This is a genomic window from Pseudorhodoferax sp. Leaf274 (assembly GCF_001422445.1).
In the GTDB taxonomy this organism is placed as follows: domain Bacteria; phylum Pseudomonadota; class Gammaproteobacteria; order Burkholderiales; family Burkholderiaceae_C; genus Pseudorhodoferax.
The window spans coordinates 227836-251133 of sequence record NZ_LMNA01000029.1 but is presented as its reverse complement, the minus strand read 5'-3'; the positions used below and the strand labels follow the sequence as shown (position 1 = coordinate 251133).

Below are 23298 nucleotides of genomic sequence, written 5' to 3'. Positions count from 1 at the left end.
ACTCCCTCTTGGGCGCGAGAACACATGGAATGAATGGCGCGAGAACGATCGCATGGCGCCGACCACTGGGACGTGGGGTCCGCATGATATGACGAGGCCCTGCGTGCACTGTTTCCATTGCCGTCTGTTGTCGTCATAATGGTGCAACCATTGACAACCATGTGGACGACATGAACGAACGCACTTTCCCCTCCGATGAAGAACGCGGCCTTCTGCGCGACGCCGTGCGCCGGCTGCTGGAGCGCCATTGGCCGGTGGACCAGGCCGTCGAGCTGTCGCGCAGCGGCCCGGCCGTCCGCACGCAGTGGAAGCTGCTGGCCGAACAAGGGGTCGCCGCCCTCGGCACGGACCCCTCGGAGGGCGGCATGCGCGAGATCGTGCTGGTCATGGAAGAGCTGGGCCGCGCGGCCTCCCCTGCCCCGGTGCTGTCGGCCGCGCTGCTGAACCTGCTGCGCCTGGAAGAGCGCGACACACCGCTGGCCGCCATGCGCGCAGGCGATGCCTGCGTGGTCCTGGCGATGGACGGCGCCGATGCCGCGCCCGCGCTCACCTGGGCCGGCAACCGCCTCAGCGGCGAGATCGCGTATGTCGAAGCGGCGCATGCCGCCACGCATTTCGCTCTGCTGGTGCCCGGCCCTGCCGTGGTCTTCGTGCAGGCCACCGCCGAGGGCGTGCACCTGGACGCGACCCCGGCCATGGGAACCGAAGGCCTGCACCGGCTGCGGCTCGACGGCGTGGCGGGCGTGCACCGGCCGCTGCCTGCCGGCGCACCGCGCGACCTGGCCGCCTGGTCCCGGCTCGGGCTGTCCGGGCGCGCATGGGGCGCCGCCCAGCGCGCGTTCGCGCTGGTGGTCGACTACGCCAAGATCCGCCGGCAGTTCGGCCAGGCCATCGGCAGCTTCCAGGCGATCCAGCACAAGCTGGCCAATGTGCACATCGCACTGCAAGGGCTGCAGTTGTGCAACACCAACGCCGCGCTGCAATGCGACCTGGGCACGCCGCAATGGCATTGGTTCAGCGCCGCTGCCTGGGCCCTGGCCGGCAGCAACCTGCGCCTGGCGATGCTGGAGATCCAGCACACGTTCGGCGCCATCGGCTACAGCGAGGAACACGAAGCCCCGCGGCACTTCAAGCAGGTGCACCTGGACGTGCTGCGCCATGGCGGTGGCCGGCGCGCACGGGAAGAGCTGGCCGCCTTCTTCCTCGATGGCGAGGGCGGCACCTTGCCCGAGTACGACCTGGGCGAGGCCGGCAACGCGTTCCGGCACGAGGTGCGGGCCTGGCTGGCCGAGAACTGGGCCGGCCACCAGCGCGAGGCCCACGAGAAGCTCTCGTTCAAGAAGCGCGAATACAACAAGGAGTTCGCCCAGGCGCTGGGCCGCACGGGGTGGGTCGGGCTGTCCTGGCCGCGCCGCTTCGGCGGCCAGGAGCGCAGCGCGCTGGAGCAGATCGCCTTCGTGGAAGAGGTCGAACGCGTCGATGCCCCGCGTGTCGGTGCGCCGGTGCAGGCCGCCATCCTGCAGGTCTACGGCACGCCGGAGCAACAGCAGAGGCTGCTGCCCGAGATCCTGCGCGGCGAGGCCATCTACGGCATGGGCTACAGCGAGCCCGACGCCGGCTCGGACCTCGCATCCATGCGCACGCGCGCCGAGCGCGTGCACGACGAGAAGGGCGATGGCTGGCTGATCAATGGCCAGAAGATCTGGACCACCACCTACTGGGGCGACTACATGCTGCTGGCCGCCCGCACCGACCCCGACGCCAAGCCCCGCCACGCGGGCCTGAGCCTGTTCATCGTGCCGATGGACACGCCGGGCATCACGATCAAGACGTCCACGACGATGTACGGCGGCAGTTTCGCCAACGTGTTCTACGACAACCTGCGCCTGCCTGCCGACGCCATCGTGGGCGAGGTCAACGGCGGCTGGAAGGCCTTGACCGGTGCGCTGGCCACCGAGCGCGGCCTGATCGGCGGCGGGATCGTGATGAAGGTCGCGCGCGCCTTCGAGCTGCTGTGCGCCCACGTGCGCACGGCCGAAGCCCACGGGCGCCCCTTGCGCGACGACGCCCTGGTGCGCGACCGGATCGGCGACCTGGCCGCCCAGATCGAGGCCGGCCGCCAGATGATGATGCACTGCGCATCCCAGGTCGACGGCGGCGAGACGCCCTTGCAGGACGCTGCCGTCAGCAAGGTGTATTCCGGCGAACTCATGGAGCGCTTCGGCGAGGCGGCCCTCGACATCCTGGGCATGGTAGCGACGCTGGGCGAAGGCAGCCCGGGCGCCATCCTGCGCGGCCGCATCGAGCAGAACCTGCGGCATGCGCTGATGTGGGCCATCAGCATCGGCACCAACGAGATCCAGCGCAGCCTGATCGCCCAGCGCGGACTGGGACTGCCGCGGTGAAGCCGGCACGCCATGGTCGGGCATTGCGCGGTACCGATCGGCGACGGACTGGCACTGCGCCACCTGCGGCTGCTCGGACCCGCGCACGCCAGGGGGTGTGACACGGGGGAATCGCTCCGCCGGTGCCACCGGACACCCGCGCAGCTGGCGGCCCCTTCCCATGTGGTGACCCTGGTCCCGTTCGCGAGCGCGCTGCGCGCCATGCAACACGCATTGCGCGACGGGATGATGGCGCTGGGCACGCGGTCGGTGCGCACCATGAGCTCGGCGGGCCGGCGAACGACGTTGGCCGACACTGGTCTTGAGACCGTAGATCCCAGGCATGCTCACGCCACTCCGGCACAGCCGGGCGCCATCGAGAAAAGATCGGCAGCACAACCTGCTCGATCCTGAAGGTTTCCAACGCCCACGACATCTGCTACGTTGTACGTTGGACGCATGAATACCTCTGACGCGCCTGACGGTCCCGGTGGCACACCGTCGCGCAGCACAAGCGCCTGTCATGGCCTGGTCAGAGGATGTTCATCGAACAGCAGCACAGCTGGCACCAGGCTGGCTTCCCAGCCATGGAGAGATCGACCATGCCTATCAATGCGGATCCCAGGCGCAACAAGCGTGCAGTTCCCCCCGGCCCATGGCGCCAGGTGCAGGCCTCGCTACGTGTGCTTGTCCTGTGCGCCTACCCCATCCTCGGGAGTGTGATCGCTGCCTACGTGATTGCTCTCTCCGACCAAGGCCTTGACCTGATGCTCGCGGCGTTGAGCGAGCTGTCGTGGGGACCGGACGATGCGGGTCGAACGCTCGGCAGCGCCTTTCCGTCCACCGCATTGCGGAGCCTTCTGTCCGGCACCTCCGTCGCCGTGGCATCGCTCTCCATCTGGTATGCGGCGCGCCGGCTTGTGTCCCGCAGCTTCCGCTTCTACCCCGTCGACGCCGCAGCCACGCGCACGATCCGCAAATGGCTGCCACGCGTGCTGGCCGCTCTGCCGCCGTTCGCCGCCGGCCTGGGCTACGCGCTCATCGCATCTCGCGCGTACGACACACTCGCCGTCGGCATCTCGACCATGTGGTTTGCAGTCACCGCTGCGCTGCTGGTCGGACTGGCATACCGCCGGGAATGGTTGAGAAAGCTCTCGGCCTCAAGGCCAACATGGATTGCGGCCGTGCGCAACGCGTGGATCGTCGAGCTCGCGCGACGTGTCGGGGCGCTTGCCGATCGAACGCCAAAAGCAAACGATGGCAGTGTGCTCGCCGGTGGCCAATGCCCTGGCGGCCTTCCGGCAGCGGCCAACGAGACCAGCCGGCCACCGTATGGGCCACCGGAGGAAGCGGCCCGTGGGGCGGTCGCGGCAGACCATCCTCTGCAGATCCCTGACGTGACCGCAAGCGATGAGCGACTCTCGCCCGCGACGACGGGGTTCATCCTGCTCGCGTGCTGGGTCTACGTCGCGCTGGCCATCGCCTTCGCGGCCTTCCCTGTCGGCCTGCCGCGCTTGTTCGGTGGCACCGCCCTGATCTTCTTCGGCATCGGTGGCTTGAGCTTCATCGCGACCATGGCGCTGGTCTACTGGCCACTGTCGCGCGGCAAGCCGACGTACACCGCACCCGCCTTCCTCGCGCTGCTGGTGACCGGGATCTGGCTCGACAACCACGGGATGCGGCCCGTTGAAGGCGGCGCGGCTGCACCCGTTGCCCAGTTGCCAAGCGTCCATGCAGCCGGCTGGGCACAGGAACGCGCTGCGCAGGGATGCCCCTCCGGTGATGCGGCGCCGACCCTGTATGTGGCCGCTGCAGGCGGAGGCATCCGCGCGGCCTACTGGACGGCGCGTGTCTTGGAAGAACTGTCGGTGCAGCTCGGCCGCAACTTCGACTGCGCACTGTTTGCGATGTCCGGGGTTTCTGGCGGAAGCCTTGGTGTGAGCGCATTCGCGGCCGTCCACCAGACACTGTTCGCCACGCCCGTCAAGGACACCCCGCCTGCCGGTGGTTCGTCGAGCCAGTACCTTGCCAGCCACAAGCTCGGCCAGGACTTCTTCTCGCCTGCGGTCGCCGGTTTGCTCTTCTACGACGCGGTACAGCGTGTTTTCCCGATCCCCGTCGGTGCGCTGGACCGGTCCCGTGGCCTGGAGAACGCCTTCGCAGATGCGTTCGACGATGTCACGGGCAGCCCGTTCAGGAAGCCGCTGCGTGCGCTCGGCGCCCATGCGGCGCGCACGCCGATGATCTTCCTGAACGCGACCATCGTCGAGGACGGTCGGCGCGCCATCCAGGCCAACGTCAACGTCGAGCAGTTCCTGGACGTGTACGACCTTGGCTGCCCTCGCCTGCCGGCGGACAGGGCACCCAGCACTGCCAGCATCTCGCTCGCAGCCGCCGTGCACAACAGCGCGCGGTTCACCTATGTCAGTCCGGCGGGACGGCTGAAGAATCTGAGCGATTGCACGGGCAAGGGGCCGTTCAGCGATGCGCGCATCGTCGATGGCGGCTACTTCGAGAACTCCGGTGCGGCGACCATCGTCCAACTCCTGAGCGCATTGGATCCCTCCCGCCAAAGCCACGACACCGCTTCCGCGCCACAAGCCCAAGGCCAGGCCGGGATGCGCAACGGCGGCGGCCCACGTCCTGTGCTGCTGCTCATCCGCAACTCGCCAGGTACCGAGCCGTATTGCAAAGGAGAGCTTGCGGACCGTCAGTGCCTGTCGCTCAGCACGCACCGCCTGGAGCGCCAGCCGCTATCGCCGGGCTGGCTGCTTCCGGAGTTGACAAGCCCGATCAACGCCCTGCTGACCACGCGCGAGCAACGCGAACGCCTGGCCGTCGTGGCGGCTGCGCAAGCGTTCCGCAGCCGCAATGGCATCGTCGTGGAGGCGTATCTGCCCGACCTGGAGAAGAACCAGCCGGAACCGCCACTGGGCTGGTCGCTTTCGCCAGAAGTGCGGGACAACCTGAACACGAGCGCAAGCACCATCGTGCGGGGCTGCAAGGAGACCTTGCAGGATCTGTTCGCCGGACGTGCATTGCGCGATCGCTGCGACGACCCGTCCGCTGCCACCAGGGCCGGCGATCCGCAGAAGGCGCTGCCAGGAGGCGCCGCAGGCCAGCTCAGCAGATGAAACCGCCCGTTGAAGCCGCGAAGCGTCCGGGTTCAACGGGCATCGGCAACGCCCGACGTGGCGCCGCTGAACACGGGATTCGATGAACTTGGGGCTGCCGGGCTCATGCCCCGTTGCCGCCCCTCTTCAGCGCAGCTTCCGTGATCGCACGCAGCGTGCCGCGCGTGGTGATGACCTCGGGGTCCAGCACCACCTCGATCAGCGTGCCCTGCGGGCGCTCGAGCGCCGCCAGCAGCTGCGCCTCGAACTCGGCGGTCCGCGTGATGCGCACACCGGCATAGCCATAGGCCTCGGCCAGCTTCACGAAGTCGGGGTTGGCCAGCGCGGTGCCGCTCACATGCTGGGGGTACTCGCGCTCCTGGTGCATGCGGATGGTGCCGAACATGCCGTTGTTGAGCAGCAGCACGATGCTCTTCGCGCCGCATTGCGAAGCCGTTGCCAGCTCCTGCCCATTCATGAGGAAGTCGCCGTCGCCGGCGATCGTGAAGGCCGTGCGGCCGGTCGTGATGGCCGCGGCGATCGCTGCCGGCACGCCGTAGCCCATTGCGCCATTGGTCGGCGCCAGCTGCGTCTTGTGGCCCTTGGCCAGGCCGTGGTGGCGGAAGAACCTGTGCATCCAGCTCGCGAAGTTGCCGGCGCCGTTGGTCACCACCGCATCGGTCGGCAGGTGCTTTTGCAGCAGGCCCACGATGGCCGGCATGTCGATGTCGCCCGGCAGCGCCTGCGGCTGCAGGTTCTCCAGGTAGTCGGCATGGGCCGCCTGGGTCCAGTCCTCCCAGGGCAGGCTGGTCGGCGCCGTCAGCACCTCCAGCGAGCGCGCCGCCGCGTTCATGGTGGCGTTGATCGCCAGGTCGGCCTGGTAGACACGGTTGAGTTCTTCGGCGCTGGCGTGGATGTGCACCAGCTTCTGCACGCTGCGCGGTGCCTGCAGCAGCGTGTAGCCGCCCGTGGTCATCTCGCCCAGGCGCGGGCCGATGGCCAGCACCAGGTCGCTGTCCTTCACGCGCTGGGCCAGCTTGGGATTGAGGCCGATGCCGATGTCGCCGGCGTACTGCGCATGCCAGTTGTCGAAGGTGTCCTGGAAACGGAAGGCATTGCCCACCGGCAAACGCCAGTTCTCGGCGAAGCGCTGCAGTGCCTGCGCGGCCTGCGGCGTCCAGCCACTGCCACCGGCGATCACGAAGGGCCTGCGCGCGGCCAGCAGCATCTCGCGCAGCGTGCGCAGCGCGCCCGGATCGCTCCAGGCCTGCACCGCTTCCACGCGGGGCAGCGGTGCCACATCGACCTCCTGCACCAGCATGTCCTCGGGCAGCGCCAGCACCACGGGGCCGGGCCGTCCGTTCATGGCGGTCGCGAACGCACGCGCCACGTATTCCGGAATGCGCCGCGCGTCGTCGATGCGTTCCACGCGCTTGGCGAAGCCCTTGGTGCTGGGGCCGAAGAAGCTCTGGTAATCGACCTCCTGGAACACCTCGCGGTCGCGCGAATCGCTGGCCACGTCGCCCACGAACAGCACCATGGGCGTGGAGTCCTGGAACGCCGTGTGCACGCCGATCGAGGCGTTGGTGGCACCGGGCCCGCGCGTCACGAAGCAAACGCCCGGCCGGCCGGTCAGCTTGCCATGGGCCTCGGCCATGAAGGCCGCCCCGCCCTCCTGGCGGTTGACCACGAACTGGATGCGCTCGCCGTAGGCGTGGAAGCCGTCCAGCGCCGCGAGATAGCTCTCGCCGGGAACACCGAAGACATGGCTCACGCCCTGCTCGACCAGACACTGCACCAACAAATGACCCGCGATCTGTTTGCTCATGGAATTCCTGTGGGAAGCTGCGTTGCGAAAGACGGCGGCCATTATGGGCCGCGGCCCTCCGGGGCTTGCCTTTATTCACCAATCAGTTAATTATTGAGCCATGAGCGCCACCCCCACGCCCCTCGAACCGCGCACCCGCGATGCCGACCGCTCGCAGCTGATCATCCTGGATGCCGCGCGCGAGGAGTTCGCGCGCTACGGCCTGGCCGGCGCCCGCGTCGACCGCATCGCCGAGCGCGCAGGCATCAACAAGCGCCTCATCTACTACTACTTCGAGAGCAAGGACGGACTGTTCCTGGCCGTCCTGGAGCAGACCTACCTGGACATCCGCGAGGCCGAGAAGCAGCTGCACCTGGAGGAGTTGCCACCGGCCCAGGCCATCCGCCGGCTCACCGAATTCACGTGGGACTACTACCTCGCCCACCCCGAATTCCTGACGCTGCTCAACAGCGAGAACCTGCACCGCGGCGCCCACCTGGCGGAGTCGGCCCGGGTGCGCGAGATGAACTCGCCGCTGATCGACACGCTGGCCCAGATCCTGGAGCGCGGCCGCGCCGAAGGCCTGTTCCGCGGCGGCATCGACCCGTTGCAGCTGTACGTCTCCATCGCCGGCATGGCGTACTTCTACCTGTCGAACCAGCACACGCTGCGGGCCGTGTTCGGCCGCGACCTCATGACCCCCAAGGCGCAGCACGAACGCCTTTCCCACATGTGCGAGGTCGTCCTAGGGTATGTACTTAGAAGCTGACCGCGGGCGCGCGTTGACGCCGGCGCGAACGGGTTTCTAGAATGCGGCAATTCACCAATTGGTGAAAAATCAGCCAACATCCGGAGACCCGACATGACCTTGACCCGCCTGGCCGCCCTGCTTGCCACCGCCCTGCTGCCCGCGCTCGCCGCTGCCCAGGGCGGTTACCCGACCAAGCCGATCCGCGTGGTCGTGCCGTTTGCGGCCGGCAGCACCACGGACATCATCGCGCGCGCCATCACCGACAAGATGGGCCAGAGCATGGGCCAGACGCTGGTGGTCGACAACCGCGGCGGCGCCAGCGGCACCATCGGCCAGCAGGCCGTGGCCACGGCCGCGCCGGACGGCTACACGATCATGATCCACTCGTCGTCGCACACGGTCAGCCCGTCGACCTTCGCCAAGCTGCCGTTCGACACCGTGGCCGATTTCGCCGCCGTCACGCCGATCTCCAGCACGCCCAACGTGCTGGTCATCTCGCCGGCCAAGGGCATCAAGTCGGTGCAGGATCTCGTGGCCAAGGCCAAGGCCGAGCCCGGCAAGATGAACTTCGCCTCGGCCGGCCAGGGCAGCGCCACGCACCTGAACGCCGAGAAGTTCAAGATGGCCGCGCACATCGACGCCACCAACATCCCGTTCAAGGGCTCGGCCGAGGCCGTCACCGAGGTGCTGGCCGGGCGCGTGGACTACTACTTCTCGCCCATCGCGCCCGTCATCGGCCAGATCAAGGACGGCCAATTGCTGGCCCTGGCGGTCGGCTCGCCCAAGCGCGCGAGCGCCCTGCCCGACGTGCCGACCACGGCCGAAGGCGGCGTGCCCGGCTCGGAATTCAACTTCTGGATCGGCATGATGGCCCCGGCCAAGACGCCGCGCGAGGTCGTCAACCGCCTGCACGACGAAGTGCTCAAGGCGCTGGCCAGCCCCGAGGTCAAGGAGCGCTTCACCAAGCTCGGTGCCGACGCCTGGACCATGAAGCCCGAAGAGTTCGACGCCTACATCAAGACCGAGATCCAGGCCAACGCCAAGCTGGTCAAGGCGGCTGGACTCTCGCCCTCCAACTGACCCCCCCGCCCCCTTCATCTCCCTCTCCACGTTCGCAGGAAGTCCGCTATGCCTACCCAACGCCTTGGTCTGATCATGCACGGTGTCACCGGCCGCATGGGCATGAACCAGCACCTGATCCGCTCCATCGTCGCCATCCGCAACCAGGGCGGCGTGACGCTCTCCAACGGCGACAAGGTCATGCCCGACCCGATCCTGATCGGCCGCAACGCCGAGAAGATCGAGGCGCTGGCCAAGGCCCATGGCATCGCGCGCTGGGGCACCAACCTCGAAGCCGCGCTGGCCAACAAGGACGACACGGTGTTTTTCGACGCCGGCACCACCCAGATGCGCCCCACGCTGCTGGCCCAGGCCCTGCGCGCCGGCAAGCATGTCTACTGCGAAAAGCCGATCGCCACCACGCTGGCCGAGGCCATGGAGATTTCCAAGACCGCCAGCAAGTCGGGCCTCAAGCACGGCGCCGTGCAGGACAAGCTGTTCCTGCCCGGCCTGCGCAAGCTGGACATGCTGCGCCGCGCGGGCTTCTTCGGCAAGATGCTGTCGGTGCGCCTGGAGTTCGGCTACTGGGTGTTCGAGGGCGACCTGCAGCCGATCCAGCGCCCGAGCTGGAACTACCGCAGCGAAGACGGCGGCGGCATGATCCTGGACATGATGTGCCACTGGCGCTATGTGCTGGACAACCTGTTCGGCAAGGTGCAGTCGGTCTCCTGCCTGGCGGCCACGCACATCCCCAAGCGCTGGGACGAAGCCGGCAAGGAATACACCGCCACGGCCGACGACGCGGCCTATGCCACCTGCGAACTGCAGGGCCACGGCGGCGAGAACGTGATCGCGCAGCTCAACATGAGCTGGGCCACGCGTGTTCGCCGCGACGACCTCGTGACCTTCCATGTCGACGGCACGCACGGCTCGGCCGTGGCCGGCCTGTCGGACTGCCGCGCCCAGAGCCGCGTGAACACGCCACGCCCGGTCTGGAACCCCGACGTCAAGCAGACCATGAACTTCTTCGACCAGTGGCAGGAAGTGCCCGATTCCATGGTCTACGACAACGGCTTCAAGATCCAGTGGGAGCACTTCATCCGCCACGTGGTCGAAGACGCGCCCTACGCCTGGACGCTGCCCGAAGGCGCCAAGGGCGTGCAGCTGGTCGAGGCCGCGCTGCAGTCGCACAAGGAACGCCGCTGGGTCGACGTGCCCGAGCTGAAGGTCTGACGCCATGGCCCTGTCCATCAAGCTCCCCACGCCCTCTTCGCCGGCAGGCCTGGCCGACTACACCCTGCGCGGCCAGCCGCTGGCCCGCCCGCCCGCAGGCCTGAAGTTCAACCGCATCGCCTACTCGGCCGCGCACGTCGTGGCCGATCCGCTGGCCGCCGTCGACCCCTGGCTCACGGCCGCCGTGGACTGGGACGCCACCATCGCCTACCGCCAGCACCTGTGGTCCCTGGGCCTGGGCGTGGCCGAAGCCATGGACACGGCCCAGCGCGGCATGGGCCTGGACTGGCCCACCTCGCTGGAACTGATCCGCCGTTCGCTGGACGCGGCCAAGGACCACCCGGGCGCCTTCGTGGCCTCGGGCTGCGGCACCGACCACCTGGACATCGACAGCGTCAAGACCGTGGACGACGTGATCCGCGGCTACGAGGAGCAGATGGCCGCCATCGAGAAGCTCGGCGGCAAGCTCATCGTCATGGCCAGCCGCGCGCTGGCCCGCGTGGCCAAGAGCCCGGCCGACTACGAGCGCGTGTACGACCGCGTGCTGTCGCAGGCCAGGCAGCCGGTCGTGCTGCACTGGCTGGGCGACATGTTCGACCCCGCGCTGGCCGGCTACTGGGGCACCAAGGACGTGGATGCCGCGATGGACACGGCCCTGGCCGTCATCGCCGCCAACCCGTCCAAGGTGGACGGCATCAAGATCTCGCTGCTCGACAAGGACAAGGAAATCGCCATGCGCCGGCGCCTGCCCGCGGGCGTGCGCATGTACACGGGCGACGACTTCAACTACGCCGAGCTGATCGCAGGCGACGGCTGGGGCGACCAGCCCCTGCACGGCCAGAGCGACGCGCTGCTGGGCATCTTCGACGCCATCGCGCCGGCCGCCAGCGCTGCGCTGGGCAAGCTGGCACAGGGCCAGCTGGAAGAGTTCCACGCCATCCTGGGCCCCACGGTGCCGCTGTCGCGCCACATCTTTGCCGCGCCCACCCGCTTCTACAAGACCGGCGTGGTGTTCATGGCCTGGCTCAACGGCCACCAGAAGCACTTCAGCATGGTCGGCGGCCAGCAGAGCACGCGCTCGCTGCAGCACCTGGCCGAGCTGTTCCGCCTGGCCGATGCGGCCAACGTGCTGGAAAAGCCCGAGCTGGCCGTGCAGCGCATGCGCGGGTTGCTGGCCGTGCACGGCATCGATTGAGCCCCCGGGGCCGCGAATGGCCCGATCCGCAACATAGGAGACATCCATGCACGTCGTTTCACGCCGGGCCCTGGCGGCCCTCGCCCTCGCGCTTCCGTTCACGGCCGCGCTGGCCGACACCTACCCCAACAAGCCCGTGCGCGTGATCATCCCGTTCCCGCCGGGCGGCACGCTGGACACCGTGGGCCGGCTGCTCGCGCAAAAGCTCAGCGAGCAGACGGGCCAGAACTTCATCGTCGACAACCGGCCGGGCGGCAACGCCACCATCGGTGCGGGCACGGTGGCCAAGTCGCCGGCCGACGGCTACACGCTGCTGTTCAACGCGTCCACGTTCACCACCTCCACGCACTTCCTGAAGACGCCGCCGTACGACCCGGCGACCGACTTCACGCCGATCGCGCTGGTGGCCAAGGCGCCGCTGTCGGTCTCGGTCAACAAGGACCTGCCCATCACCGACGTCAAGTCGCTGATCGCGCATGCCAAGGCCAACCCCGGCAAGCTGAGCTTCGCGGTCGGCTCCATCGCCTCGGCCGGGCATTTCTCGACCGAGCTGCTCAAGAGCAGCGCCGGCCTGAACCTGCAGATCGTGCCCTACAAGGGCTCGGCGCCGGCCTACCAGGACCTGGTGGGCGGCCAGATCGCCGGCTTCGTCGACCCGGTGCTGGGCGCCACCTCGTTCTACAAGAGCGGCCTGCTCAAGATCATCGCCGTCACCTCCAAGACGCGGCTGCCCACGCTGCCCGAGGTGCCCACCGTCGGCGAGACCATCCCAGGCTACGAGTTCTACAGCTGGTATGGCCTGTGGGGCCCGGCCAAGCTGCCGGCCGAGGTCACGGCCAAGCTCAACGCGGAGGTCAACAAGGCGCTGGCCGGCGAGATGAAGGAACGGCTCACCAGCCAGGGCATCCTGCTCGGCGGCGGCAGCCCCGAAGAGTTCGCACGCTTCCAGAAGGACGACACGGCGCGCGCGTTCAAGACCATCGCCGATGCCAACATCCGCCCCGAGTGAGTCCCGTGCCGTCGTGACCGGCAGCAGTGCCGGCATCGGCGCCGCGATTGCCCACACCCTGCTCGCGCAGGGCTGGGCCGTGACGGGCATGGACCGGGCGACGGCGTCCATCGCCCACGCGGGCTACCGGCATGTGCAGGTCGATCTGGCAGACGGTGCCGCCACCGAAACCGCGGCCCGCGCTGCCGAGGGCGCTGAGGCCTTCGTGCACGCGGCCGGCGTGCTGCGCGTGGCACCGCTGGGCCGCCTGCAGCCCGAGGACGGGGCCCTCATGTGGCAACTGCATGTGGACGCGCTGAGCCGCATCGCCAACATCTTGCTGCCCGCCATGGCGCGCGCAGGCCAGGGCCGCGTGGTGCTGGTCGGCAGCCGTGTCGCCAGCGGCGTGGCCGGCCGCAGCCAGTACGCCGCCACCAAGGCCGCCATGCTGGCGCTGGCGCGCAGCTGGGCGGCCGAGGTCGTGGCACAGGGGGTTACGGTCAACGTGGTCTCGCCGGCCGCCACGCGCACCGGCATGCTGGCCGACCCGGCACGCCAGACCGAGAAACCCAGGTTGCCGCCCATGGGCCGGCTCATCGAACCCGACGAGATTGCCGCACTGGTGGGCTTCCTGCTGTCGCCGGCCGCTGCGCCCATCACGGGCCAGGACATCCGCGTCTGCGGTGGCGCTTCGCTATGACCGTCCCCGTCTCACCCGTCGGACTGATCGGGCTGGGCCTCGTGGGCCAGGCCATCGCGCAGCGCCTGCGTGAAGCCGGCATCGCCACGCTGGGCTACGACATCCGCGCCGAGGCGCGTGCAGCGTTCGAAGGTGAAGCAGCCGACAGCGTGCGCTTGCTCGGCGAGCGCTGCGACACCGTGGTGCTGGCCGTGTTCGACACCGGCGGCGTGGTCGACAGCGTCGAGGGCGCGCAAGGCCTGCTGTCGGCAGCAGCGCCACGCACGCAACTGTTGATCGACTGCTCCACGGGCGACCCCGACAAGCTGCAGGCCCTGGCCGGACGCCTGGCCGCACGCGGCCTGGGCTTCATCGAGGCGCCGCTGTCCGGCTCCAGCGAACAGATCGCGGCCGGCGAGGCCACCATGCTGGTCGGCACCGACGCGGCCACCCTGTCCCGCGCAGCACCGCTGCTGGACCGCATCGCCACCACGCGCGTGCACGTGGGGGGTGCCGGCATGGGCGCGCGCGCCAAGCTGGCCACCAACCTCGTGCTGGGCCTGAACCGCGCCGTGCTGGCAGAAGGCATGGTCTTCGCCGAGCGCCTGGGCATCGCACCTGCGGCCTTCCTCGAACTGGTGCTGGCCACGCCCGCGCGCTCCGGCGCGGCCGAGGCCAAGGGCCGCATGATGGTCGAGGAGCGCTTCGAACCGCAGTCGCGCATCCGCCAGCATCTGAAGGACGTGGACCTCATGCTGGCCGCCGCCGCGGCCCAAGGCCAGGGCCTGCCGCTGTCGCAGACCCACGCGGCGCTCATGCGTGCCGCCATCGCGGCCGGCGACGGCGAACTCGACAACGCCGCCATCGTGCGCCAGCTGCGCCGCGAACGCACTCCCCCCACTTCTTCCTGAGCCTTCACCCCATGCGCGATTTCTCTTCCAGCCACGAATGGCTGTCCATGAACACCGCCACCGTGCGCAAGCAGTGGCAGCTGCCGCAAATCATCGACGAGTGCGCACGCCGCGGCATCCGCGCCATCAGCCCCTGGCGCGACCAGGTGGCAGCGGCCGGCCTGGAGGCCACGCGCAGGCAGCTCAAGGAGCACGGCATGCAGCTGTCGGGCTACTGCCGCGGCGGCTTCTACCCGGCCGCCGACGCCGCCGGCCTGGCCGCCGCGCTCGACGACAACCGCCGCGCCATCGACGAGGCCAGGACGCTGGACGCGGCCTGCCTGGTGCTCGTGGTCGGCGCCTTGCCAGGTGCGCTGACCGGCAAGCCGGCCTACACCGACATCGCCCGCGCCCGCAACGAGGTGCGCGACGGCATCGCCGCCTCGCTCGAATACGCACGCGAGGTCGGCATGCCGCTGGCCATCGAGCCGCTGCACCCCATGCAGGCGGCCGAGCGCGCCTGCATCAACACGCTGGAGCACGCGCTGGACCTGTGCGACGAACTCGACCCCGGCCAGACCGGCATGCTGGGCGTGGCCATGGACGTCTACCACTGCTGGTGGGACCCCAAGCTGCAGCAGCAGATCGCGCGCGCCGGCCATGCGAAGAAGACACGCCTGCTGGCCTACCACGTCTGCGACTGGCTCACGCCCACGCGCGACCTGCTCAACGACCGCGGCATGATGGGCGACGGCGTGGTCGAACTGAAGAAGATCCGCGGCTGGGTCGAGCAGGCCGGCTTCGCGGGCTTCGCCGAGGTGGAGATCTTCTCGGAGCTCGACTGGTGGCAACGCCCCGGCGGCGAGGTGCTGGACACCTGCATCGAACGCCACAGAAGCGCCGTGTGAGCGCGGTATAACCGCGCCGTGCATTCCCCCTCCACCCAAGCAGCCGCCAACCGACGCGGCATCTGGATGATGGTGGGGGCCATGGCGGGCTTCGTCGTCAACGACGCCATCGTCAAGCACGTGAGCCAGGGCATGCCCTCGGCGCAGTTGATCTTCCTGCGCGGGGCCTTCGCCTCGCTGCTGGTGTTGGGCCTGGCCTTCGCACTGGGCGCCGGCGGGCAGCTGCGGCAGGTGCTGCACCCGCGCGTGGCCGGGCGTGCGGCTGTCGACGCGTGCGCCACGGTGATGTACCTGCTCTCGCTGTTCCACCTGCCGCTCGGCAACGCCACGGCCATCAACCTGGCGGCTCCGCTGTTCTTGGTGCTGTTCGCGGTCTGGTTCCTGGACGAGCGCCCCGGTGCCGCGCGCTGGCTGGCCGTGGCCGTGGGCTTCGCCGGCGTGCTGTGCGTGGTGCAGCCGCGCGGCGACGGCTTCAACGCCTGGGCGCTGCTGTGCCTGGCGGGCACGCTGTTCCACGCCACGCGCGACCTGCTCACGCGCCGCATCGATCCGGCCATTCCCTCCATCGTGGTCACGCTGGCCACGGCGGTCGCGGTCACCGTGCTGTCGGCGGCCATGTCGCTGGCCCAGGGCTGGCAGCCCTTCGGCCTCGTGCCGCTGGCCTGGCTCGCGGCGGCCTCGGTCTTCCTCGTCGCCGGCTACTTCCTGATCATCCAGTGCATGCGCCAGGGCGAGGTCTCGCTGACGGCGCCGTTCCGCTACTCGGCCCTGCTGTTCGCCGTCGTGCTGGGCTATGTGGTGTGGGGCGACGTGCCCGACGCCTGGGCCTGGTGCGGCATCGCGCTGCTGGTCGGCTCTGGGCTGTACGTGGTGCACGACCAGCGCGGCCGCACGGCACGCGCGCAGCGGATGGCGCTGGACGCGCAGGCCGACTGATTTGCGCATTCGGGCTTTCGGGCCCTTGAAATCATCCACTCACCATCCATATGGATGGCATGAGGATGTTTTCATGACCACCACCAGCTCTGTCGCACGCATCAGCGAGTCCGAGAAACTGACCATCAACCTCGGCTACGTCGATCTGGGCCAGATCGACCTGTTGGTTGCCGAGGGCTTCTACGCCAACCGCAGCGACTTCATCCGCACCGCCATCCGCAACCACCTGGCGACCCACGGCGACGCGTTGCGCCAGGTGGTTGCACGCAAGATGCTGGTGCTTGGACTACAGCAGTTCTCGGTCGCAGACCTCACACGGGCCCGCGAAGCCGGCGAGAAGCTGCAGATCCGCGTGCTGGGCCTTGCCAGCATCGCACCCGATGTGCCGCCAGAGCTTGCGGCGCAGACCATCGAATCGATCACCGTCCTGGGCGCGCTGCATGCGAGCCCTGCCGTCCGCGCCGCCCTGGCCGGACGCATCACCTGAGAACCCCCACCATGAAGCACATGTTCACCGAACTGTTCGGCGAGGCCACCCGCCTGACGCAGGGCGGCCAGCTGCAGGCCGCCACCGACCTGATCCAGCGCACCCTGCGCGACGCCGGCCTGGCCGGCGCGGCGCCCGAGCCACCGCACCCGGCCCGGGGCATGGTGATCGACGCCGAAAGCCGCGTGCTGGAAGACGAGGCGCTGCCGCCCTCCACCGCCCGCAGTGCCGCGCCCGATGGCCAGGCGCCTGCGCCCGCCGCCGAGCAATGGCTGCGCGGCAGCTTCAGCCACCGCGGCCGCACGCTGGCCTACAGGCTCTATGTGCCGCCCACCGAGGCCGGCACGGCCACTGCGCCGCGGCCGCTGCTCGTGATGCTGCACGGCTGCACGCAGGACGCCGACGACTTCGCCGCCGGCACGCGCATGAACCAGCTGGCGCGGGCGGCGGGCATGCTGGTGCTCTACCCCGAGCAGACCCAGCATGCCAACGCGCAGAAGTGCTGGAACTGGTTCAAGACGCAGCACCAGCGGCGCGACCAGGGCGAGCCGGACCTGCTGGCGGCACTGACGCGGCAGATCGCAGGCGCGCATGCGGTCGATCCCGCGCGCGTCTATGCCGCGGGCCTGTCGGCAGGCGGTGCCATGGCCGACATCCTGGGCCGCAGCCATGCCGACCTGTTCGCCGCCGTCGGCGTGCACTCGGGCCTGCCGCTCGGCGCGGCGAGCGACCTGCCTTCGGCCTTGTCGGCGATGCGCAGCGGCCCCGCTGGCGTGGCGACCACCGATCTGCCGGGATGCCCGGTGATCGTCTTCCATGGCGGGGCCGACACCACCGTCCACCCGGCCAATGGCGCCGCCGTCCTGCGTGCAGCCCGCCCCCGCGACGGTTCCGCGCCCGAGATCGCCAAGGGCCGAGCGCCGAACGGCCAGGCCTTCACCCACACCGTCTACCGCGGCCCGGACGGTCGCAGCCGGGCCGAGCACTGGGCGCTCGACGGCCTGGGCCATGCCTGGTCGGGCGGCAGCCCGCAGGGCAGCTACACCGCGCCGGGCGGCGTGGATGCCAGCGCCGAGATGCTGCGCTTCTTCCTGTCGCACAGGCGTCCTTAGCCGCCAGAGGGCCGGTGCACGCGGCCTAGAATCTCCTGGCGCCGACCTCCACGGGCCGGCGCAAAGCGTTCTCAGGGCGGGGTGCAATTCCCCACCGGCGGTGATGGCGGGGCAACCCGCACAAGCCCGCGAGCGCCTTGCACGCCACCGTGCAAGGGTCAGCAGATCCGGTGCGATCCCGGAGCCGACGGTTGGAACGTGTTCGGTCTCGAACACGCTCCTAAAGTCCGGATGAAAGAGAGCGCGATCGCGGTGCCCGCGCGCGTCTGCCATGGACGCGTGCAGGCGGTTGCTTTCGTGCGCCCTGATTCAGGCCAACCTTGTTCCAAGGAAACACCATGAGTCAGCTCAACGACCTTCCTCTGTCTTCCCACACCGGCGGCGACCAGCGCCGCATCGCCTTCGTCGAGGCGCAGTGGCATTCCGACATCGTGCACCAGGCACGCGACGCCTTTCTCGCCGAGATGGAACGCCAGGGCGTGCCGCGCGAGCGCATCGACGTGCTCGACGTGCCCGGCGCGTTCGAGATCCCCCTGCATGCCAAGCGGCTGGCCCAGTCGGGCCGTTATGCCGCCGTGGTGTGCTGCGCGCTCGTGGTCGACGGCGGCATCTACCGCCACGAGTTCGTGGCCAACACGGTGGTCAGCCGCCTGATGGACCTGCAGCTCGAAACCGGCGTGCCCATGCTGTCGGCCGTGCTGACGCCGCACCACTTCCACGAGCATGTGGAGCACCGCAAGTACTTCCACCAGCACTTCGCGGTCAAGGGCACGGAGGCCGCGCACGCCTGCGTGCAGACGATCGCCGGGCTGCAGCGCCTCGATGCGCTGCTGGCGGCCTGAGAAGGTGTCCGCCCCGGTCCGGGAACCTGGACAGGGGGCGGACGCGTTCTAGCGCCGCAGCAGTTCGGGCAGCGCCGACGCCAGGATCGCCACGCCCGAGGCCGTCAGCAACCCGAGCACGAGGCGGCGGAAGGCCGCCTCGGACAGCCCCTGGTACAGCCGCGCGCCCAGCAGGACGGGCACCAGCACGGCCGCGGCCACGATGGCCAGCAGCGGCAGCATGGCGGCCGTGAGGTGTCCGCCCAGCACATGCAGCGCGAGCGCCACGCTGAGCATGGCCAGGTTGAAGTTCTGGATGACGGCGCGCTGCGCATCGCGCTCGAATCCGCGCAAGGTGCACCACAGCGTGGGCACCGTGCCGGACAGTCCGCCGATGCCGCCCATCACGCCGCCCACCAGGCCTGCCAGCGCATCGCCCAGCCGCCCACCGCCGATGCGCGGCAGCCGCGCGGACAGCAGCATCGTCGGGCACCAGACCACCAGCAGCAGCCCGAGCGCGGCCTTGAACACCACCACGTCCAGCCGCGGCAGCAGCCACAGCCCCAGCGGCACGCCGCACAGCCCGCCGGCCAGGAAGGGCCAGAGCAAGGCCTTGTCGGGCAGGCGGCGCTGCGTGAAGGCCGCGATCACCTGGCCGGTCCAGCCGCCGAAGATCGCCAGCGAGGCGGCCAGCAGCGGATCCAGCGTCCAGGCCCAGACCGACAGCGAGACCATGCTGAACGCAAAGCCCGACAGGCCCTGCACGAAACCCGCCAGGGCCGCGCCGATGGCGACCCAGGCAACCAGCGCGACCGACATCCGGCGCTAGCGGGACATCAGGCCGGCGCCAGCGCCGTGCGCCGCGCGCGGCCCACGTTGAACGCACTGGCGATCAGCACGGCCTGCACGACCGCCAGGCCGAAGAACACGCTGCCGTAGCGCCCGTGGTCCATCAGCGGGCCGAACACCAGCGGCGCGAGGGCCTGGCCGATGTCCAGGCCCGAGTAGACGACGCCGTAGACGCGGCCGCTCGCATTGGCCGGCGTGGCGCGCTTGACGATCATGTCGCGCGAGGGCCCGGCGATGCCCGCGCCCAGCCCCATGAGGCCGAACATCACCGGCACCATCCAGGCCGGCGGATGCGCGAGGCCCAGCGCCAGCGCCACGCAGGCCGCAAAACCGAAACCCAGTGCCACCAGCTTCTCGCAGCGCGTGGGGTCCGACACCAGGAAGCCGCCCGCCACCATGGCCAGCGCGCTGCAGACCATGTAGACCGTCAGGCACAGCGCGGCCTGCGCCACCGGCACGGCGTGCAGCTCGCGCGCGGCGCCGGGTGCGAAGACCTGCACGATGCCCAGCGCCACCGCGTAGAAGAAAAAGAAGCCGAAGCACATCCAGACCGCGGGGATGCGCAGGAAGCCGAAGCTGCTGTCGGCCGCGGCGGCGCCGGGCCTGGCCGGGGCGGCCGCGGGCAGCGCCAGCTTGTCGCGGTTGAGCAGCAGCACCGCCAGCACCGCGAACGCGAAGATGCCGGCGCACACCAGCGCCGTGCGCCAGGAGGTGGCAATCGTGATCGGCACCAGCATGGCCGGCGCCACCGCCCAGCCCAGGCTGCCCGTGATGCCGTGCACGCTGTAGCCATGCCCGAGCCGCGCGGCGCTGACCTTGCGGTTCAGCAGCGTGTAGTCCACCGGGTGGAACACGCCGTTGCCGATCCCGGCCAGCACAGAGAACAACGCCAGCATCCAGTACTGCGTGCTGGACGCATAGCCGAAGGCCGCCAGCCCGAGCAGCGCGAGACCGGCGAACAGCACCGGCCGCGGGCCGAAGCGGTCCACGACGAAGCCCGAGGCCGCCTGCACCGCACAGGACGTGACGAAGAACAGCGTCATCAGGAAGCCGAGTTCCGCGTAGCCCACGCCGAAGTCGTCCTTCAGCCATGGAAACAGCGGCGCCAGCAACAACTGGCTGAAATGGCTGACCAGGTGGGCAATGCCGACCAGGCCGATCACGTGGGCGTCTTGTCTCAGGCTCGCCTTGCCCGCCGGCAGGGAGGCCGCTGTCGTCGTCGTCATGGGGCGGAATGCTACGCCTGCAGAAATACGACGAAAGGACAGGATTCGTCGAATACCGGACAATCTGCGCATGGCCCAGCGACATCCTCGCCTCGAACCCGTCGGCGACACCGACCCCTTCACGCCCGACCCCGCGCGCCCGGTGCGCGTGCGCGCGCGCAGCATGCCGGCCGACACGCACTTCGAGCCGCACCGCCACCCGTGGGCGCAGCTGGCCTTCTGCGCCACCGGCACCCTGCGCGTGCGCGCACTGCCCGAGGGCGAGCGGCTGGATGAGCTCACCTACATCGTGCCGCCCTCGCGCGCGGTGTGGATCGCGCCCGGCCAGCTGCACTGCATCGATGTGCTGGAGGCGGCCGAATTCCGCACGCTGTACCTGCACGCCAGCCTCACGCCCGCGGGCTGGAGCGGCAGCCGCATGATCGTGGCCTCGCCGCTGCTGCGCGAGCTGGTGCAGGCGTTGGACGCGCAACCCCTGCGGCCCGGGCGCGAGGCCTTGCTGATGCCGCTGGTGCACGACGAGATCACGCATGCCGACCCGCAGGCCCTGGCCGTGCCCATGCCGCATGCGCAGCATGGCGACAAGCGTCTGCGCGCACTGTGCGAGGCCGTGGTGCGCGCGCCCGCGGCACGCACGCTGCTTGCCGACTGGGCCGCCGACGTCGGCGCCAGCGAACGCACCATCGCGCGGCTGTTCCAGGCCGAGCTGGGCACCAGCTACCAGCAGTGGCGCCAGCAGGCGGCCCTGGCCCACGCGCTGCCGCTGCTGGCCCAGGGGGCGTCGGTGGCGCATGTTGCCGCGGCGACCGGCTATGCCAGCGAAAGCGCGTTCTCGGCCATGTTCAAGGCCGCCATGGGGCAGCCGCCCAGCAGCTTCCAGGGGCGCTGAGGCGACGCGGCTGCGACTCATCGCTTTTCCGAACGGGGATCGATGAACTTAAATCGCTTTTGGATCAGCCGGCTTGCTTTGAGAATCGCGGCCATCCCATCCCCCAACCCCTGCGAGGCCCCGACATGAAGCACTTTTCCTCCCTGACGATCGCCATGGCGGCCGCCCTCGCCTGCGGCCATGCCGCGGCCCAGTCCGACACGCTGGCCAAGATCAAGTCCAGCGGGGCCATCACCATCGGCGCGCGCGACAGCCAGATCCCGTTCTCGTACAAGCCCACCGGCGGCGGCGACCCGACCGGCTTCACGAACGATATCTGCCTGAAGATCGTCGATGCCGTGAAGGCCCAGCTCGGCCTGCCGAAGATCGAGGTGCGCTACATGATCCTGACCTCGACCAACCGCATCCCGCTGCTGACCAACGGCTCGGTCGACCTGGATTGCGCCACGACCACCAACACCGTGCAGCGCCAGCAGCAGGTGGCCTTCGCGCCCAGCCACTTCGTGACCAGCATCACGGCGGCAGTGAAGAAGAACTCGGGCATCCAGGCGTTCGCCGACCTGAACGGCAAGACCGTCTCCACCGTGGCCGGCAGCACGGGCGTGCAGCTGCTGCGCAGCTACAAGCGCACGGGCAACATCGAGGTGCAGGACCTCGCGGCCAAGGACACGGCGGACGGCTTCCTCATGATGGCCTCGGGCCGCACGGCCGCCTACATCCTGGACGACGTGCAGCTGGCCGGCCTGATCGCCACCTCGCCCAATCCCGAGGATTTCCGCATCCTCACGCAGGAATCGCTGCGCCAGGAGCCCTACGGCATCATGTACAGGAAGGACGATCCGGCCTTCAAGGCGCTGGTGGACAAGACCGTGACCGAGACCATGGCCTCCGGCGCCATCAACGAGATCTACGCCAAGTGGTTTCTGCGGCCGATCCCGCCCAACAATGCCAACCTGAACTTCCCGATGACCGACGCGGTCAAGGCGATCTACAAGGCACCGAACAGCGACGGGGTCTGAGCCCAGTGGTCAATCGCCCTGGAACATGCGTGAGAAGTCGCAGCTTTCCTGGGCCAGCATGACCACCGAGGCCAGCAGCGAACTGCGGTGCTCTCCCTTGTACATCGCCACGTAGGGCACGGCCGGCAGCGCCGGCGTGACGTCCAGCAGCGCCAGCAAGCCGCCCTGCAGCATGGGCGCCACGGCCTCGCGCGGCAGGTAGCTCACACCCAGGCCCGAGACCGTGAGACCGATCAACGCCACCAGGTTGTGGACCACGATGGGCTTGGCAGGCTGCACGCCCAGGTTCTTCATCCAGCTGTCGTACAGCAGGCCGGTGCCCGAACGCGGGCCCTGCAGCAGCAGCTGGTACTGCGCAAGCTCGTGCAGGCGGATGCGCCGGCCGGCCTCGACCAGGCCGGGCTTGCACATCCAGGCGCTCTCGACCGCGCCCACCTGCTTGCTCGGGATGCGCGTGTCGGCAAACGCATCGGGCACCACCACTAGGTCGAGCTCGTCGGCCAGCACCTTCTCGCGCAGGTTGACGCTGCTGTCCACATCCGGCTCCAGCGTGACCTGCGGGTAGTGCACCTGGATCAGCTCGACCCAGCGCGGCAGCCAGGTCATGGCGGTGAGCTCGGTCACGCCGATGCGCACGCGGCGCGCGACGACCTCGGCGCGGCCGAACTGCTCGATGGCGGCATTGCGCTGGTCCAGCAGGCCCTTGGCCAGCACGAACATCTCTTCGCCCTTGTCGGTCAGCCGCGCCGAGCGCTGGCTGCGGTCGAACAGCGCGGTGTCGAACGCCTGCTCGAGTTCGTGCACGCGCTTGGACACGGCCGACTGCGAGGTGTGCAGCTTCTGCGCCGCCAGCGCGAAGCTGCCCAGTTCGCCGATCCAGTAGAGCGCTTCGAGTTGCTTGAAGGTCATCATCGCCAGGCCTTGAAAGAACACTTTTCCTCTTGGAATCGTA

20 protein-coding genes and 1 riboswitch are annotated in these 23298 nt (G+C 69.3%); of the genes, 16 read left to right on the top strand and 4 right to left on the bottom strand.

Translation table 11 applies throughout. The annotated features are described in order from the left end of the window. Positions 1 to 170 precede the first annotated feature (170 nt). Both ASF44_RS26515 and ASF44_RS26510 read left to right on the top strand, forming a co-directional pair. Positions 171 to 2405, top strand: a complete 2235-nt coding sequence (locus ASF44_RS26515; RefSeq protein WP_056902340.1) for an acyl-CoA dehydrogenase family protein — start codon at positions 171 to 173, stop codon at positions 2403 to 2405. Between the two features lie 518 nt (positions 2406 to 2923). Then, positions 2924 to 5518 carry a hypothetical protein gene (locus ASF44_RS26510; RefSeq protein ID WP_156374714.1) on the top strand — a complete coding sequence of 865 codons (2595 nt, stop codon included), beginning with the start codon at positions 2924 to 2926 and terminating at the stop codon, positions 5516 to 5518. A 103-nt stretch (positions 5519 to 5621) separates the two neighbouring features. Here ASF44_RS26510 and ASF44_RS26505 read toward each other — a convergent pair whose 3' ends face one another. Next, on the bottom strand, positions 5622 to 7325 hold the full coding sequence (locus tag ASF44_RS26505) for a thiamine pyrophosphate-binding protein (protein WP_056902268.1): 1704 nt from the start codon (positions 7323 to 7325) through the stop codon (positions 5622 to 5624). Between the two features lie 100 nt (positions 7326 to 7425). On the opposite strand from ASF44_RS26505, the gene ASF44_RS26500 reads away from it, so the two are divergent. The 12 genes from ASF44_RS26500 to ASF44_RS26445 all read left to right on the top strand — a co-directional run bounded on the left by ASF44_RS26500 (position 7426) and on the right by ASF44_RS26445 (position 18384). Continuing rightward, positions 7426 to 8073, top strand: coding sequence for a TetR/AcrR family transcriptional regulator (locus ASF44_RS26500; protein WP_056902267.1), 648 nt, complete (start codon positions 7426 to 7428; stop codon positions 8071 to 8073). A 93-nt stretch (positions 8074 to 8166) separates the two neighbouring features. Further along, positions 8167 to 9135, top strand: coding sequence for a tripartite tricarboxylate transporter substrate binding protein (locus ASF44_RS26495; RefSeq protein ID WP_056902266.1), 969 nt, complete (start codon positions 8167 to 8169; stop codon positions 9133 to 9135). A gap of 48 nt (positions 9136 to 9183) precedes the next feature. Further along, on the top strand, positions 9184 to 10347 hold the full coding sequence (locus tag ASF44_RS26490; protein ID WP_056902265.1) for a Gfo/Idh/MocA family protein: 1164 nt from the start codon (positions 9184 to 9186) through the stop codon (positions 10345 to 10347). 4 nt (positions 10348 to 10351) lie between these two features. Continuing rightward, positions 10352 to 11542 carry a dihydrodipicolinate synthase family protein gene (locus ASF44_RS26485; RefSeq protein WP_056902264.1) on the top strand — a complete coding sequence of 397 codons (1191 nt, stop codon included), beginning with the start codon at positions 10352 to 10354 and terminating at the stop codon, positions 11540 to 11542. A 46-nt stretch (positions 11543 to 11588) separates the two neighbouring features. Continuing rightward, positions 11589 to 12551, top strand: a complete 963-nt coding sequence (locus ASF44_RS26480) for a tripartite tricarboxylate transporter substrate binding protein (protein WP_056902263.1) — start codon at positions 11589 to 11591, stop codon at positions 12549 to 12551. Next, positions 12529 to 13230 carry an SDR family NAD(P)-dependent oxidoreductase gene (locus ASF44_RS26475; protein ID WP_056902262.1) on the top strand — a complete coding sequence of 234 codons (702 nt, stop codon included), beginning with the start codon at positions 12529 to 12531 and terminating at the stop codon, positions 13228 to 13230. Before ASF44_RS26480 ends, ASF44_RS26475 begins: the two co-directional genes overlap by 23 nt. Continuing rightward, positions 13227 to 14120, top strand: a complete 894-nt coding sequence (locus ASF44_RS26470) for an NAD(P)-dependent oxidoreductase (RefSeq protein WP_056902261.1) — start codon at positions 13227 to 13229, stop codon at positions 14118 to 14120. Before ASF44_RS26475 ends, ASF44_RS26470 begins: the two co-directional genes overlap by 4 nt. Positions 14121 to 14131: 11 nt before the next feature. Then, complete coding sequence (locus ASF44_RS26465) at positions 14132 to 15007, top strand: sugar phosphate isomerase/epimerase (RefSeq protein WP_056902260.1); 876 nt, start codon at positions 14132 to 14134, stop codon at positions 15005 to 15007. Between the two features lie 18 nt (positions 15008 to 15025). Continuing rightward, on the top strand, positions 15026 to 15943 hold the full coding sequence (locus tag ASF44_RS26460) for a DMT family transporter (RefSeq protein WP_156374713.1): 918 nt from the start codon (positions 15026 to 15028) through the stop codon (positions 15941 to 15943). Between the two features lie 73 nt (positions 15944 to 16016). Next, entirely contained in the window at positions 16017 to 16430 is a 414-nt protein-coding gene (locus tag ASF44_RS26455; RefSeq protein ID WP_056902258.1) for a hypothetical protein, read from the top strand. Between the two features lie 11 nt (positions 16431 to 16441). After that, positions 16442 to 17542: a PHB depolymerase family esterase gene (locus ASF44_RS26450; protein WP_056902257.1), complete on the top strand. Its 1101-nt coding sequence runs from the start codon at positions 16442 to 16444 to the stop codon at positions 17540 to 17542. A gap of 63 nt (positions 17543 to 17605) precedes the next feature. Next, positions 17606 to 17789: riboswitch (FMN riboswitch) on the top strand. Between the two features lie 91 nt (positions 17790 to 17880). Beyond that, entirely contained in the window at positions 17881 to 18384 is a 504-nt protein-coding gene (locus ASF44_RS26445; protein WP_056902256.1) for a 6,7-dimethyl-8-ribityllumazine synthase, read from the top strand. 48 nt (positions 18385 to 18432) lie between these two features. Here the strand turns inward: ASF44_RS26445 and ASF44_RS26440 are convergent, their stop codons facing one another. Both ASF44_RS26440 and ASF44_RS26435 read right to left on the bottom strand, forming a co-directional pair. Beyond that, on the bottom strand, positions 18433 to 19182 hold the full coding sequence (locus tag ASF44_RS26440) for a sulfite exporter TauE/SafE family protein (RefSeq protein WP_056902255.1): 750 nt from the start codon (positions 19180 to 19182) through the stop codon (positions 18433 to 18435). Positions 19183 to 19199: 17 nt separating this feature from the next. Beyond that, positions 19200 to 20438 (bottom strand): MFS transporter, encoded by a 1239-nt coding sequence (locus ASF44_RS26435; protein WP_056902254.1) that lies wholly within the window; start codon positions 20436 to 20438, stop codon positions 19200 to 19202. Positions 20439 to 20508: 70 nt separating this feature from the next. On the opposite strand from ASF44_RS26435, the gene ASF44_RS26430 reads away from it, so the two are divergent. Then, on the top strand, positions 20509 to 21327 hold the full coding sequence (locus ASF44_RS26430) for a helix-turn-helix domain-containing protein (protein ID WP_056902253.1): 819 nt from the start codon (positions 20509 to 20511) through the stop codon (positions 21325 to 21327). Between the two features lie 125 nt (positions 21328 to 21452). Then, positions 21453 to 22346, top strand: a complete 894-nt coding sequence (locus ASF44_RS26425; RefSeq protein WP_056902252.1) for an amino acid ABC transporter substrate-binding protein — start codon at positions 21453 to 21455, stop codon at positions 22344 to 22346. 9 nt (positions 22347 to 22355) lie between these two features. Here ASF44_RS26425 and ASF44_RS26420 read toward each other — a convergent pair whose 3' ends face one another. After that, positions 22356 to 23255 (bottom strand): LysR family transcriptional regulator, encoded by a 900-nt coding sequence (locus ASF44_RS26420; RefSeq protein WP_056902339.1) that lies wholly within the window; start codon positions 23253 to 23255, stop codon positions 22356 to 22358. Positions 23256 to 23298 lie beyond the last annotated feature (43 nt).